This is a genomic window from Paenibacillus sp. USDA918EY (assembly GCF_009870825.1).
Classification (GTDB): domain Bacteria; phylum Bacillota; class Bacilli; order Paenibacillales; family Paenibacillaceae; genus Paenibacillus_AQ; species Paenibacillus_AQ albilobatus.
Window position 1 is genome coordinate 203188 of sequence record NZ_WTWY01000002.1, and the last position, 15089, is coordinate 218276.

A 15089-nucleotide genomic window follows, 5' to 3' on the forward strand; every position below is an offset into this window, starting at 1 on the left:
TTGTTTATTGTGTAGTAACGGGAAATCCACCGGTTCGGATCTTGATGAATTTCAATGATTATTTTCCACCCTAAACTGCTTGTAGAAGGCACGAATATCCTGGGCCAGAAGCTCGGGTTCTTCCATAGCGGTAAAATGTCCTCCGCGTGGTAGCAAAGTCCAGCGAGTTACATTTAGGTTGCGCATAACCCATTCCTTAGGTGGCAACAAGATATCTGCTGGGAATAGAGCGATGCCTGTCGGTACTTCGATATAGCCCAATGGGGGTAAAGAATGAGAATTTTCATAATACATCCGTGTTGATGAACCCATCGTGTTCGTAACCCAGTATAACATAATGTTGGTGATTAGTTCATCCTCGCTGAATCTATGCTGGAGGTTACCATGACAATCGCTCCATGAACGATATTTTTCAATGATCCAGCCAGCCAAACCTGCCGGTGAATCGGTAATTCCATAGGCTAAGGTTTGAGGGCGTGTCGATTGAAGGGACATATAGCCTCCTTCCTGTGCAATCCATTCCGAAGCGTTTTTCTTGTATCGCAATTCTTCTCCCGAAAGCTCTGCCTGATCAGATGAAGTCATGAGACTTCTTATTATGCCGACGTCGGTTAGGTGGATTCCAAATAACAGTTCGGGATGGTTTGATGCCAGGTATCTTGTAACACCAGACCCAATATCCCCGCCTGCAGCAGCAAATTTATTGTAGCCTAATTCTTCTGTCATTAGCTTAGCCCACATTTCTGAGACGCGATAATTGTTGACGCCAGAATGTTTGGGATGGCTAGAAAATCCAAAGCCGGGTAATGAAGGAACAATGACATCAAAAGAGTCCTCAGGGTTACCGTCGTGGCTGGCTGGATCCGTAAGCAGAGGGATGATCTTTTCGTAACGAAGATAACTGTCGGGCCATCCATGGGTAAGAATGATGGGAATAGGATTGGGTCCTTTACCACGCTCATGTACGAAGTGCACGTCTATGCCGTCGATATTGCAGCAAAATTGGGACAAGCGGTTCAACTTGGATTCTTGGGCGCGCCAATCATAATGGTCCTTCCAATACGAAACGAGCGACTTTAAATAACATAGTTCTGTGCCTCGTTCCCACCTTGCGTTTTCTATTTGATCCGGCCAACGAGTGTGATGCAGTCTGTATTTTAGATCCTCAAGGATCTCGTCAGAAACATGAATATGAAAGCGTTCAATAGGCATTGTGTGTTCCCTCCTTCTTATATCGCTATTTTATCCCACATACTTGTCTGGTACACTGGCTTTAATGAAGGATTTAACTATAATATTTGATAGGTGATTGCTATGCCACAAATAGATCGACACAAAAACCGAACCGTGAATATTGAATTTGCCGCAGTAGAGGATTTTAGCCTGCTTCCTTATCCTGAACGCCTTACTCTGATTCTCATTACGTCAGGAAGTATAAACGGGATATTAAACGAACGACCCATATCCGTTTTCGCCCCAGGTGTTTTTTGCTTAGTCGAAGATGATGATTTTAAAGTCACTATGAAACATAATGTTGCCGCACAATCTTTTCGTTTTCATCCTGAATTTCTGAACACCATAACGCTTTCCGAAACGCAGGGCTACATCCCGACGGGTCCGAGAATACAAACAGGTCTTTCACTTTTTCAAAAAGATAATCTATATGCTGTACCCCGTGTCACCGAAAAAGCATATCCGCTTCTATTTGAATGGTTTTTTATACTAGGAATGGAAGTGCAGGCGCAAAGTGATGCACGCTGGGTGTGCAGGATAAAAAAATACTTGATCCAAATTTTAGGCTTGTTAGAGGATTTACATCAACATAGCGAACAATCACCAGTTGATTTGGTTTTAGAATATATACACACGAACTATTCCAGAAAAATTTCTTTAGAAGATCTAACGAATTGCGCTAAATTAAACCGTGTGACTCTTAATAAGCAGTTCCAGGAAAGATTCGGAAATACAGCAATAGGTTACTTGCTCTCACACCGTTTGAAAATTGCCTGTGATCTTTTAACTCATACAGGTATGAAGCTTGATGAAATTGCATGCGCTACGGGCTTTGAGTATGACACTTACTTTATCAAGCAGTTTACCGCCAAAAAAGGTATATCACCTACAAAGTATAGGAACATCACTCGCAAATTCGCCGTGGCCCAATAGAAGATATTTGTTTTGCTTAGGATGTGTCTACAGTCTAAATGGTGATACATGAGTTCAATATGTGAGATGAATACACGATACGAAATCAAAGGGACGCTTTACTTTAACAAAAGCTGCAGCAGATCCACCCGGTCTGCTGCAGCTTTATTGATTGAACTATAGTTCCCAACTAGCTTAGTGGTAAGTTTGAAGACCATCTTTTGGCCTTTGTTCGAATTGTACAGGAGCACTAAGTCAAGAACCCGATCCCGCTATCAGTGCCTTTTTGGCCTTGACATGCGTTCCATGATCAAGGCTACCCTGCGCCTGCTAAAAAATCGGATGATTTGAGCCATAAGGTAATTGTTGCGGCCATCAATGATGTAGCTGCGTCCCTGGTCAATCCCGCGAAATCCGGCCTGTATAACCTTTTCCGGGGTCGAGAGCTTTTGGCCCGCCCCCATTTCCTCGCTGCCGACCGCATCGAAAAACCCCGTTTCGGTTGCACCCGGGCACAGTGCGAGCACGCGAACGCCTCGCCCGCGCGTTTCTGCCCATAGCGCCTCGGAGAAGGACAACACAAATGCTTTGGTAGCCCCGTAAACTGTAGAATAAGCACAAGGCATAAACGCGGCCATCGAAGCCACGTTAACGATGACTCCGTCCTCTCGCCTCAGCATATCGGGCAGCAACCGATGCGTAAGATCGACTAGCGCAGCCGTATTCAGCATAATCTCTTCCTGCTCGCGCTCCGGGTCTATTTCCTCGAAACGGCCATATGTGCCGACGCCTGCGTTGTTGATGAGAATATCGACCGACAAGCCCAGTTCGGAAATTTGTTCGGCCAGCTGACGAGGGGCATTCGCTTTGGACAAATCACAAGCGAGCGCATAAGCCTGCACGCCGTACCGGCGGGTGATTTCCCCAGCCATTGCATCCAGTTTGTCCTTTGAGCGCGCTGCCAGAACGACATGACAGCCTCGTGCCGCCAGTTCTTTGGCATACGCTTTGCCGATTCCGGATGAAGCACCGGTGACTACTGCCAGTTTGTTTCTATATCCATACTTGTTCAAGATACGAGTCCTCCTATCGATAGCACTTTTCTGTCGTAAATTATCTTAATCGTACCGTCGATCGAGGAATGATAACCACATCATGTTTATACTATTAACGGGATTAACAGCATCGGTACTCGTTATGGTTCTTTTTTGTGGCAACCGACAATTGACAGAGATTATAATGATCGTGTAGGAAGTGCTTTTGGTCCATTTGGTTAATGGCAATAGGCATTCTTCCACATGAGTAATTAGAGGTGACCTACTTGAAAACAAATCATTCCTCATCCGCATTGGGTGAATTCATTAAATCGCGCAGGGAACGGTTGCAACCTTCAGAGGCGGGGATCCAGCCACTGCCCGGACGAAGACGCACTCCGGGGCTTCGAAGAGAAGAAGTCTCTTATCTTGCCCATATAAGTGTGACTTACTATACCTGGCTTGAGCAAGGCAAGGAAGTTAATCCTTCGCCGGAAGTGCTGTTTAGTATCAGCAAAGCGCTTCAACTTGACGAAGATGAACAGAAGCATCTGTTCGATCTGGCCAACGTAGACGTGGCGAGCGTCGTCACAGTGCCGAACAACGGAGGGCCGGATGCGGAAGTTTTGCAGAAGATCGTAGATCAACTGCATTATCCTTCTTTTATCACGGACGAAGGTACGGATGTTATCGCCTGGAATCGGGCAGCCGAACTGATCGTAGCCGATTTCGGCAGTCTGCCGAAGAGCGAACGGTATATGATGAACATTATGTTCTTAAAGCCGGATTACCGCGCAAGACTGGTGAATTGGGAAGGCTTCGCCCGTTACTCCGTAGCGGTTCTGCGGGCAAGCTTCGACCTTTACAAGAACAACCCGTTGCATATGGAACGATTCGAACATTTGAGACGGGAAAGCGAGGAATTCTCGCATTTCTGGGAGCTATATGAGATCAAGCAGAAGCGCTTAACCACCGCTTTATTTCGTCTTCCTGACGCGCAGGAGATGGAGTTCGTGCTCCATTCCGCGGCTGCAATCGATAACGACCCGGGACTGCACTGGTGCTTCTTTGTTCCGGTGCCCGGTTCGGGAACGGAAGAGAGATTATTGCGTTTGCTGGAGCAGGACAGGGAGAAAAGGCAGCTCCCGTAGACTGTTACTCCCGTTAATAGAATAGACGTGCTGTGGCTAGCTCCCTCCAGTTGTTTGTATGATTCAGTGGAAGACAACGATTGGAGGGTGTTTAGCATGCAAACATGGTTCATTACAGGAGCGTCAGGAGGCTTGGCTTCACGTATAACTCGCCGGTTGCTTGATAGGGGGGACCGTGTAGCCGCAACGGTACGCAAGCCGGGTGTGCTGGATGATCTGCAGGCACAGTATGGTTCCCAACTATGGCGGGCGAATTTAGATCTGACAAACTCTCAGCAAATTGCTGAAGTGGTGGAACGTGCATTTTCAGAATTGAGCACGATCGATGTGTTTGTCAATAACGCAGCTTATGGATTGTATGGCGCGGTGGAAGAAGCAAGCGACAGGCAAATTGAGCATCAGTTTATGACCAATGTGCTTGGCTCCTTGCGTGCAGCGCGTGCAGTCCTGCCTTATTTCCGCAATCAGGGTGGCGGCCACATTGTACAGATTTCGAGTATGGCGGGTCATTATTCTATTCCGGGTATGGGGCTGTATTGTTCTTCGAAATGGGCGGTCGAAGGAGCCTTTGAAGCGCTGGCTAAGGAAGTGGTTCCGTTCAATATTAAGACCACTATAGTGGAGCCCGGCGGAATCCGAACGAATTTCATTACAAGCAACGCTGTATTCGGTGAGCGGATGGACGAATACCGGGATACGGAGGCGGGCCAATTCGTTAGCCTGATGAAGGGGGAACTGCCAGGTATAGATATGAGCATGTTCAACCAAATGGTTGTCGGTGATCCGGATAAAATGGCGCAGCAGATTATCCGCCGTGTCGATCAGGGAGAGGGTGCGACGCGTATGGCGTTGGGTAGTGACGCTTATGAGCAAATCCGGGCAGCCCTACTAGACAGACTGGCCGCTCTGGAAGCGCAGAAAGAGCTGGCTTATTCCACTGATTCAGATGATGTGGTAAAACCATTTTAAAGGACGCCAAAGGACTTTTTGGACATTGTACAAAAAAGAGCGCCTCTGTAAGATGGGAATTGGAAACGGGTCTACAGCCCTTTTAATCTCACCATTTAGGAGGTCGCTCTACTATGAAATTTAAAGCTCAAGACAAGCAAAGTCAACTCATTGAAAATATTTCCTCGACTTGGCGCAGCACCAGCTAGAACAAATTGAACATGAGCTCCATCTTATCCTTGAGCGTATTCCCTATGCGCAAAAGCTGCTTGAAATACGAGGTGTTAATGCAATGAGTTTAGCCGGAATACTGGGCGAAGCCGGTGACTTAAGTGGTTATGCACATGGGAACGCTCTACTGCGGCATGCAGGATTGAATTTAGCTGAGGCAAGCTTAGGGAAATGGCGAGGAAATATGTTGCTTAGCAGACGCGGTCGTCCGCGTCTTCGGCATTTCCTCTATCTCATGACGATGTGTATGGTCATGACGAATCCAGACATTAGAGCCTTGCACAAACATCAGCCGTATCGCATACTTAGACGTTATTGAATTTGAGGATGAAGACAACGACGACGATGATGGTTTTAAGCCAGGCACATTGATTATTGGTGCTTCTAAGAATAAACACGACATGTCGGAAGACAAGAACATACAACGTTTAACAGCTGCGCATTGCGCGGTTTTCTTTTTTTTATGGATGTAAGTTCTTGTCCTTAGCTCAGACAAGAATTACATCCATTACCGATTAAGGACAAGGACATGCAGTGGTTACCGAATACGTAGCTTTGAGATAACGGCTTCTGGCCTAGTGGTTACCGATAATCTATTGAAGTTATATGAAAGTAGAGCAAAGGTTTTCCAAAATTTCATCCGGTGAATAACCCCGAACATCTCTTTGAAACAAATACGAATCAATACTTATGGCCGTCATCAGCATATCTGCTCTAAATAAGCTCTTAGGGCTTGAAAAGTCCCCCGCTGCCATCTCATCGAATAATCCGACTGTAATTTGATGCATTTTGTTATATAGAGGGTTCTGTGATTGATACGGAAGCCGTTTAGCTGACGTGGAACCTGCACCTCCGGTAAGTAGTTGCGCTTTCTTCTCAATGAAGGGCATGAAAATTCTGAGAATTCCTTTTAACCGTTGTTCCGGCGGCTCTTGCTGATTCTGTAATAGATACCTCTCTATATCCTCAAAGAGTTGAAGAACGCTCTCTTTTATTAAATCCAAACACAATTCACCTTTATTTGCATAACGACGATATAGTGTGCCCGGGCCGATCTGGGCTTCCACGGCTATCTGATTCATGCTTACCTGAGCCACACCATTTTTCTCAAAAAGTTTATGGGCAGCAATCAATATTCGTTGGCGATTTTCGGCGGCATCACGACGTTCAATACGCGGCTGAATTTCCTTGATATTCTCCAACATTGAAACACCCCTAATGTTAAATTTCGACCACATTGACAAGTGGAGAACTATCCGCTTAATATAAAAAGGAGAGCTCTCCGTTTAATTTTAATCTATATTGAGTGCAGATTCAACAAAACTATGGTCGAAGGAGATTGACAATGGATTCTACCGCAAAACCTATACACGAAAAGCATGATTAGCCCTTTTATTAAATTGCCACTGCCAATAGTCTATCAATCAACATATGTCAGTTCTCGTTGTTTTCTGATAATGCCTAAATCCCGCAAGGGTTGAAGAGCGTCTGACGGTGGAAGATCCGGTTGCCTCTCAATCTCGCCCCATCTCAGCAATATGATAGAGCATTGAACGGGCATGAAGGCACTTCCACCAAAGTGACAGCTCGTTGCGTAACCGTGCGCACTAAATTTATATGTTTTGGAGGGACCATGATGAAGCGATTAGAGGGAAAAACAGCAGTGATTACAGGAGGAAGCGATGGGATCGGATTTACCATCGCTTCGACATTTGCCGAAAATGGCGCGAGCCTTATCTTAGTCGCTCGCAATCAAGAAAAACTGTTCCATGCAAAGCAAATATTACAGAGGAAAGGTGTCTCAGTCGAGACAATCTCTGCCGATCTCAATAATCTCGCAAGCATTCCACATTTGACAGCAACGCTGCTTGAGCGAACAAATGGCCAGATACATGTGTTAGTCAACAACGTTGGAGTGGCATATTTCAAACCTCTTCCTGACCTTTCAGTGAGCCTCTTGGATGAAATGGTGAACCTCAATATCAAAGCCCCTTTTCTTCTCATTCAACACTTGCTGCCAGCACTGACTGCAACGAGAGGGAATATTCTCAATATTTCAACCTATTGGTCCCAAAAAATGATTGCCGGACGCCCCTCATCAGCCTACTCGATGACACGTGGTGCGATCAATACGCTCACAAAAGCGCTCGCCAACGAGTTGGGTGAGTTCCATATCCGCGTTAACGCTATCGCTCCTGGTTCTATTGACACATCGACTTTCCGGAAGTGGCTTGACACGATGAATCAAGAACAGCTTCTCGAATATCAGAACTACGTTCAAAGCGCATACCCGCTGGGGCACATTGGAAGTGAAGAGGATGTGGCGCATGCAGCAGTCTATCTGGCCTCTGACGAAGCAAAGTGGGTCACCGGAACCATTCTCAATATCGATGGCGGTTTAACTGTACGATGAGGGTAACGGTCATAGAAGGCATCCCGTTTGATCCTACATCTCCCTAGAAGTTGCTAATTCAACACAACGAAATAACGGGCAATACGTACAAAATTAGAGGACCATGTAAATTTCAACTCAAACTGCCCGATAAAATTGATCCCTTGGAAGGCAAAATATTGCACAACGATACCAGGCTGCCGTAATAATCGGCAGCCCCCGTTAGTGCAGCCCTCCCTCGTTTTAAATGACTTCGACATAATCAACTAAATGTTTTTAACAGACGGATTGTCAAAATCCCGATACTACTTTGTAATCCCAATCGCCTCTGGTCTTAATTTTGCAACAAAATAACTTACTGAAGCATACCGACTAATTACTTCCGTACGACGGTATATCCTTTATCCTGCAGCAGCTTGATAATGCCATGCTCACCCAAATAATGCGCTGCCCCAACCACGATAAAATACTCTTCCTTTTTGCCGTTTTTCAGATATCCGTCGATTTTATCGGCCATGCCGATGTTTCGGTCGATCAGCATCGCCTTGTTATATTCCGGTTCGGCGGCCATGCTGTTGGTCAGCTCGAGCAGCTGCTCGTCATTGCCCGTTTTCCACATTTCGGCCATCTTGTCTACACCGTCGTCCAGTACGTCAAAATTGTCCAGGGCCGTGTTGAGGTTTTTCTCCTGCAATTCCTTGGAGAAGCCATTAAACATGCTCAGCTGCGATTCGTAGGATTCCAGCTCCACGACAGGAATTTTGCGCTCGATCGCTTTTTGGATGAAATAGAGGTCGATCCCCGCTTCCGCTTCGTACCCTGCTTTTATCGATTTCAGGCTGCTGATCGTCGTTTCGACGACCCAAGGTTTGAAGGCGTCCAAGGCGTCCGGCTTCATGCCGCTTTGCTGCAGAATTTTGCCAAGCTTGGCGTACGTCTCGCCGGAAATATGATCCTTCAGCGTCGTCCCGTCCTGATACATGCCCATATCCATGACCTTTTGCTGCTGCGCCTCGTCGGCCGCTTTGCTCAAATCGATCTCGACGCCGAGATAGTCGGCCTCGGCAAACGCTTCTTCGAATTCCGGACGCAGCGGGTAGAAGCTGTCATCCGCAATATGCATCGAGCCTACCAGATACACCGTATTCCCGTTGTGCTCGACTTCCCACATGAAGCCGCGGCCGCCGGCCTTGGCGGTTTCGGCCGCTTTGGGTACCAGCAGAACCGTCCGCGTTTTGGCATCCCAACGAACCTCGTAGCCTGCTGCATCGCCAACGATCCGTATAGGGGCGTACGTCACGCCATTGATCCGTTTGAGCTTGCCTTTCAGCGTAATCGTTTTGCCGTCTACGACGACGTGAATCGTGTCGTCCGCCGCGCCCGTCAGCTTCGCGTTCATGGCCTGAAGGGTTGTTTTCAGCGGAACGTACGTTGTTCCGTGATCGATGACCGGCGCGCCGCCGGCATATTGAACGGCGTGGTCATTCACCTTAACCGCCGGCTGCTGCGGAGCAGCCATGGCAGGCGCAGCCGTGGCCATGAGCCCGGCCGAGATCGTGATGGATAAGAGCATTCGTTTCCAATATTTCATGTACAATTCTCCTTAGAATGAGATGATGAATGGATGAGTGATGAGTATTTGGATAACCGTCAAATCTTGTACGCCTTCATCGCTTTGCGAAGCTCTTTGAACGAAGGGCGTTTGCCGTACATCAGGACGCCGGTGCGATAGATTTTGGCCGACAACCAGCCGAAAACAAGGATCGACACGATCAATAGCGCCAAGGAAATCAGAATTTGCCAGGTCGGCACCGTCCCCATGCCGATCCGTACCAGCATGGCGGTAGGGGCCGTGAACGGGATGAAGCTCGTGACTTTGATCAGCATGCTTCCCGGCGTGCTGATGCTGAAAATGCCGATATAAAACGCGGCAAGCCCAAGCATCGTAATCGGCATAACCGCCTGCCCCAGCTCTTCGGTGCGGCTGACGATGGAACCGACGGCCGCATACAGCACCGCAAACAGGAAGTAGCCGACAATGTAAAATACCAAGCCGTACAGCAGCACCATACCATTGAGATCGGCCAGACTCAGATGGAATTCCTCAAGCATGCCGACATTGTTCGGCAGCATCAGGTTGGCGGCCACAACCACGCCGAAGACGGCGATCTGGACGAGACCTACCAGGAAGATCCCGATGATTTTGCCGAACATTTGGTTCAGCGGCTTGACGCTCGTGATGAGAATTTCCATAATGCGCGAGCTTTTTTCGGCCGTCACCTCTGCCGCGATCATGTTGCCCGTCATCATATTGGAGCTGAAGAACAAAATCATCAGGAAGTAGACCGTCACGTAATTCATGATTTTCTGATTTTTTTCCTTTTCCGTATCGCCTGCGGCACTCACTTTGGCTTCTTCGGAAAGATCAAGCGAATCCAGCGTGACCGGTTTATTGAGGGCGGCGATTTGCTCCGCGGTCAAGGAATCCTTGGCGATCAAAGCCGTCTTGATGTTTTGCAGCGCCCCTTGCAGGTACATGCCCAGTCCCTGGTCCATCCCGCCTTTGCCGGCGTACACCGCTTTCGGAAAAGACCGGTCCGCCGGATCTTCTTCAAACTTCACGTAACCTTCAAGCTTGCCGTCCTTCACGTCCTGTTTCAGCCGATTTTCGTCATTCCCTTCATACGGTACGAAGGCATAATCCTTGCTGCCCGAACCGGCCGCGTACTTTTCCAATTCGGATGCCACCGCCTGCCCGCTGCCGGATAACAAGCCGATTTGCGCAGGGCCGTCATCCCCGCCGCTGAATTGCTTGATGAAATAAGGCACGTTCATCCCGATCGTAATCAAAATGGCCAGCACCAGCGTCGTAATGAGAAATGATTTCGTTTTGACTTTATTTTTGAACGTAAAACCGATAATCGTCCCCAGATTGTTATGCATTGGATTCCCCCACCTCTTGAATGAAGATTTGGTTCAACGTCGGCTCCTTGATTTCGAAACGCTCAATGGCCGTTTGCGCCATCGCATGCTGCAAAATGAGCTGAGCCGTATCCGGCGTGCCGATCTTGATCTCGTATCCCCGGTCGACGCGCTCCACCGACTTGACGCCCGGAATAGAGTCCAGCTTTTCCACTTCTCCCTGGGTGTGCAGCACGACTTCCTCCCGCGGGTAGCGGCTTTTGATTTCTTTGATATCCCCTTGTACTACCGTATTAGAGCGATGAAGAATCGTGATGCGGCGGCACAGCTCCTCGACATGTTCCATGCGGTGGGTGGAGAACAAAATGCTCGTTCCGTTGTCCCGCAGTTCCTTGACGGTGGCCTTAAGCAGTTCCACATTGACCGGGTCCAGGCCGCTGAAGGCTTCGTCCAAAATCAAAATTTGCGGTTTGTGCACGATGGCGGCGATAAAACCCATCTTTTGCTGATTGCCTTTGGACAGCTCTTCAATCCGCTTGTCGTAATATTCCGGCACTTCAAAACGGTCGAGCCAATAGCGCAGGCTTTTGTCCGCGTCTTGTTTGGACATTCCGCGCAGCCGCGCCAAATATACGATCTGCTCGCTGACTTTGATCTTCGGGTACAACCCGCGTTCTTCGGGCAAATAACCCATGACACGCGTCAGTTCGCTGCTGTACGGTTTGCCGTGGTAGCGGATCTCGCCGCCGTCCGGATAAATGAGTCCCAGCACCATCCGCATCGTCGTCGTTTTTCCCGCGCCGTTTGCGCCCAAAAGCCCGTAAATTTCCCCCTGCTCCACTTGCAGCGAAATGTTGTTCACCGCCGTTTTATCCCCGTATTGCTTGAACACGTGATCCAATTGCAACGATACCATGCGTTAATCCCCTTTCCCTGACTGCATTCCCGCAGGCAGATGCCCTTTTAGCCACAGGCTTAATATTTCGTCAAGCTCAAGCGATCTCGTCTTTAACACCGAAATGCCCGAGTCATGCAAAATCTGCTCCGTCCGCATACACTCCGTCGTAATCATGCGCACCACGCCCTGGATTTCCTGCTGAACCTGAATGATTCCGGGCAAATCCCCGGCAAGATCGGCGCTGCCGCTGACCCAAAGCTCTTTCCAGTTGTCCATCAGACTGTCCTTTTCCGCCACGCCGTGCAGTTTGCCGTGATGCAGAAGCACCACGTAATCCGCCAGGCGTTTGATCTCATCGACGATATGGGTCGACAGCAAAATGGTGGCTTCCCCTGATTCCATAAACTGCCGTAGCTCGTCGATCATCAGCTTCCAGGCAAACGGATCCAGCCCGGAGGAAGGTTCGTCAAGGAGCAGCAGCTTCGGCCGCGGTGCGAGCGCAGCGGCTATTTCGTATTTGCGCCGTTCTCCTTTGGACATCATTTTCAATTTGATATTCCGTGGCACTTTGAACTTTCCGAGCAGCTCCTCGAAATACGTCTGATCCCACTCAGGGTACCACTCCGCCCGAAACTCCGCCGCTTCCTCCGCGGTCAAATTGTTCTCTTCGCTGCTTGATTTTTCCGACACGAACCCGATTTGGCGCCGGACAGGCTGCGGAATTTCATGGGGATAATTTTCGCCGAACCAGGAAATGGCGCCCCGGTCGGGATGGACGATTTTCAACATCATATGAATGAGCGTGCTTTTGCCTGAGCCGTTTTCCCCGATCAGCCCGATGACGTAACCTTTCGGCAGCTTCAGGTTGATGGGTCCGATCAGCTTCTGCCGCATTTTTTTCTCGACGCCCTTCAGTTCGATTGCCGCCTGTTCCATTTATGCTTCACCTTCCTTCCCGTCCGGATGATATTTTCTATGCAAAATGGCCAAAAACAGCCGCTTAAGCTCTTCCTCTTCGCATTTGACGGATAGGCCGATGTCCACCGCCGAGATTAGCGCTTCCTCCACCGCTTCACGTCTGAACGTTTCCCGCTCAGCATCGCCGACCTTGGCGACAAACGTCCCGGTCCCCTGCTTCGTTCGCAGCAGCCCTTCACTCTCCAAATCCTGATACACCCGGCGGACGGTGATGACGCTGCAATTCAGTCCGCCCGCAAATTCCCTGATCGACGGCAATAGGGTTCCCTCCTTGATTTGCCCGCTGATGATCAGCGATCTTAATTGGGATTCGACCTGATGATAAAGCGGTTCAGCGCTGTTTTCATTTAATTGTATTGGAATCCACACCTTTTGCACCTCACCTCTTGCTTCCCGGTCAGTACGCCGCCGCTTTTGCGGACTTGTTGGCCGTCAGCCATAATCAATCTTTCGCTGCGCGGTTTACATCAGATCCCTGCTGCGAAGCGTACGGAGCGTCAACTTCGTAAATGCGGCCAGGCTAGCCGCCGCCGCCGCGAACATGACCCACATCAAGGGAGAAAGCAGCTTCCAGCGCGTTGCCGTTTTGACCGAATAAAGAAGCAGGTTCCCTCCGCATATTTTGATGACAATCGCCGCCACGATCGCTCCGGCAAACAAAATAAGCGTCGCCCGGAAATACGCTTTCCCGTGGTTTGAAAATTCAAAATACATGTACGGCCCCGACAACGCCAGCCCGTAACCGATCCACGTCAGCGAAAAAGCCAGATAACCGGCCAATGACATCCCGCTCCGCATCGGTTCGGCGACCCAATACATCAAGCCGAAAAAGATGATGCCGTTGAAGATAAAAGCCATAAACATCTGCAGCAGCCGATAAAGGATGATGACCCGATCCGGGATCGGCAATGCCCTGAAATACGCCAGCATTTGCGTATACGAATCCTCGCTCAAATATTTAAAGGACCTTCGGGAGAAATAAAATCCCAGCATCGGAATGAACAGCATGAACAAGCCGTCGGTCACCGGGCTGATGAATTCCGGCGCCTCCATCTGTCCCCGAACCGCCGATCCCACCATGACCGCCATATAAACGGCATACACGATGGACCAAACCAGATATTTTTTCTCGCTTCTCAGATCTTTCTGCATGATGTACCAAGCTTTTCTCGCGTTTTCCAAAACGGCTCTCCCCCGCTCCCGTCCGGACTTTCCCGTCAGGTCTAATTATTCAATCATCTCAGGTGTGCATAGTCACATGAACTGTGCTTACTGTGTATATCTTTATACACAGTATATAGGGTGATGCACGATCTGGCAATAGGCCTTTTGCAAAAATGATGGAAAATTTTATGGCACAAAAAAAGGCCCGGAAGCCGTCATAACGGGTTCCAGGCCTTGCAGCGCAAAGATATTCGCCGATTGTTAATATACCAAGGCAGTCGGATATTTGGCAAAAAAATCAAGCATGCTCTCCACGTCCTTCAGCCGCGGTTCAGGCGCCTCAACCTCCAGCATCGTGAACCTGTTATCGTCCTTGCCCTGAAACCGGTATGCCGCCCCGTACGTCCGATAAGCTGCGGCATCCTTGTGCAGGCGATATTGCACGATATGGTCGTTCACCACCGACTGTTTATCAAATGTCAGCGTGTCCGGAGTCATCCCCTGTTCCTCCGCCCATGCCCTCATATCCGGAAAATAACTGCCGATCATTTGGGTGGCGCATCCTCCGCAGGAGCCCGTATCCGAATACGTCGCGCGAATGAGCGGATCGGACGGGTCCTGCAATTCGATTTTAACCGAGCCGTTCATACCGATATCCGCCGTGACCACCTTCCAATGGCGCGGAGCCAAGAGAAGATAACCGTGATTGCTGCCCCCGTTCAGGAAAAACGCTCCCCAACGCGTCGATTCCGAAGCTGGAAGGGATATCCCGCGCAATGCGGGCAGATCCGCATGGGGGACATTCGGAGGCGCAAATCCGCCGTAAAATGTTCCCGAAATGCAGTACAGCGGAATTTGGCCGATGCCTCCCCCGGGCTGATCCAGCTTCAATACGCCGCATTGAACGGTGGCTGGCTGGTTAACGCTTCCGGATCCCGCACCGTTTGCGCCCAGGTCCGCTCCTTCGCCTGGAGTCGGATCCTGAACTTGATGGTTTTGGCCTTGACCATGCTGCTCATCCGCCGACATCGAGCCGGGGCCTGTGAGCGATGTTGTGCAGAGCAGGATGATCACGACGGCAACCGTCAAAATAAACAGCCTTCCTCTCATGCTTCCCGATGTTGTTATGCCGTTTCGTTTCATGTGGATCCCGGACCTTCTTTTTAGTGATTTGGAGTTTCACCGATATACTCTTTAGACGTAATCAGGAACCATAAAGTTATCAT

Annotated in this window: 14 protein-coding genes and 1 pseudogene; 5 read left to right on the forward strand and 10 right to left on the reverse strand. The window is 49.3% G+C overall.

Annotated elements, in window-relative coordinates; translation table 11 throughout:
• Positions 1-51 precede the first annotated feature (51 nt).
• The gene (locus GQY55_RS05180; RefSeq protein WP_160038888.1) at positions 52-1212 is read right to left on the reverse strand and encodes an epoxide hydrolase family protein; all 1161 of its coding nucleotides are present in this window, start codon (positions 1210-1212) and stop codon (positions 52-54) included.
• Positions 1213-1347: 135 nt separating this feature from the next.
• Between GQY55_RS05180 and GQY55_RS05185 the strand changes: the two genes are divergently transcribed.
• The gene (locus GQY55_RS05185) at positions 1348-2166 is read left to right on the forward strand and encodes a helix-turn-helix domain-containing protein (RefSeq protein WP_236575433.1); all 819 of its coding nucleotides are present in this window, start codon (positions 1348-1350) and stop codon (positions 2164-2166) included.
• A gap of 254 nt (positions 2167-2420) precedes the next feature.
• Here the strand turns inward: GQY55_RS05185 and GQY55_RS05190 are convergent, their stop codons facing one another.
• A complete protein-coding gene (locus tag GQY55_RS05190) occupies positions 2421-3218 on the reverse strand; it encodes an SDR family NAD(P)-dependent oxidoreductase (protein WP_160038892.1) in 798 nt (265 codons plus the stop codon).
• Between the two features lie 239 nt (positions 3219-3457).
• Here GQY55_RS05190 and GQY55_RS05195 point away from each other — a divergent pair, with 239 nt between their 5' ends.
• The 3 genes and pseudogenes from GQY55_RS05195 to GQY55_RS05205 form a co-directional block, all read left to right on the forward strand.
• Entirely contained in the window at positions 3458-4330 is an 873-nt protein-coding gene (locus GQY55_RS05195; RefSeq protein ID WP_236575434.1) for a helix-turn-helix domain-containing protein, read from the forward strand.
• Between the two features lie 96 nt (positions 4331-4426).
• A complete protein-coding gene (locus GQY55_RS05200; RefSeq protein WP_160038896.1) occupies positions 4427-5299 on the forward strand; it encodes an SDR family oxidoreductase in 873 nt (290 codons plus the stop codon).
• Between the two features lie 166 nt (positions 5300-5465).
• Positions 5466-5798, forward strand: a pseudogene (locus tag GQY55_RS05205) (IS110 family transposase); the annotation flags it as partial.
• 313 nt (positions 5799-6111) lie between these two features.
• On the opposite strand, the gene GQY55_RS05210 reads toward GQY55_RS05205, so the two are convergent.
• Complete coding sequence (locus GQY55_RS05210; RefSeq protein ID WP_160038898.1) at positions 6112-6714, reverse strand: TetR/AcrR family transcriptional regulator; 603 nt, start codon at positions 6712-6714, stop codon at positions 6112-6114.
• A gap of 431 nt (positions 6715-7145) precedes the next feature.
• Here GQY55_RS05210 and GQY55_RS05215 point away from each other — a divergent pair, with 431 nt between their 5' ends.
• Complete coding sequence (locus GQY55_RS05215; RefSeq protein ID WP_160039799.1) at positions 7146-7922, forward strand: SDR family NAD(P)-dependent oxidoreductase; 777 nt, start codon at positions 7146-7148, stop codon at positions 7920-7922.
• 355 nt (positions 7923-8277) lie between these two features.
• Here GQY55_RS05215 and GQY55_RS05220 read toward each other — a convergent pair whose 3' ends face one another.
• The 7 genes from GQY55_RS05220 to GQY55_RS05250 all read right to left on the reverse strand — a co-directional run bounded on the left by GQY55_RS05220 (position 8278) and on the right by GQY55_RS05250 (position 15006).
• The gene (locus GQY55_RS05220) at positions 8278-9492 is read right to left on the reverse strand and encodes a TraB/GumN family protein (protein WP_160038900.1); all 1215 of its coding nucleotides are present in this window, start codon (positions 9490-9492) and stop codon (positions 8278-8280) included.
• 59 nt (positions 9493-9551) lie between these two features.
• A complete protein-coding gene (locus tag GQY55_RS05225) occupies positions 9552-10844 on the reverse strand; it encodes an ABC transporter permease (protein WP_160038902.1) in 1293 nt (430 codons plus the stop codon).
• Entirely contained in the window at positions 10837-11739 is a 903-nt protein-coding gene (locus GQY55_RS05230; RefSeq protein WP_160038904.1) for an ABC transporter ATP-binding protein, read from the reverse strand. The genes GQY55_RS05225 and GQY55_RS05230 overlap by 8 nt, the downstream gene beginning before the upstream one ends.
• A gap of 3 nt (positions 11740-11742) precedes the next feature.
• The gene (locus GQY55_RS05235; RefSeq protein WP_160038906.1) at positions 11743-12657 is read right to left on the reverse strand and encodes an ATP-binding cassette domain-containing protein; all 915 of its coding nucleotides are present in this window, start codon (positions 12655-12657) and stop codon (positions 11743-11745) included.
• The gene (locus GQY55_RS05240) at positions 12658-13068 is read right to left on the reverse strand and encodes a GntR family transcriptional regulator (RefSeq protein ID WP_160038908.1); all 411 of its coding nucleotides are present in this window, start codon (positions 13066-13068) and stop codon (positions 12658-12660) included. It abuts the gene before it with no gap.
• Positions 13069-13161: 93 nt separating this feature from the next.
• The gene (locus GQY55_RS05245; RefSeq protein WP_160038910.1) at positions 13162-13881 is read right to left on the reverse strand and encodes a hypothetical protein; all 720 of its coding nucleotides are present in this window, start codon (positions 13879-13881) and stop codon (positions 13162-13164) included.
• Between the two features lie 243 nt (positions 13882-14124).
• Positions 14125-15006: a DUF4850 domain-containing protein gene (locus GQY55_RS05250; protein ID WP_160038912.1), complete on the reverse strand. Its 882-nt coding sequence runs from the start codon at positions 15004-15006 to the stop codon at positions 14125-14127.
• Positions 15007-15089: the final 83 nt, after the last annotated feature.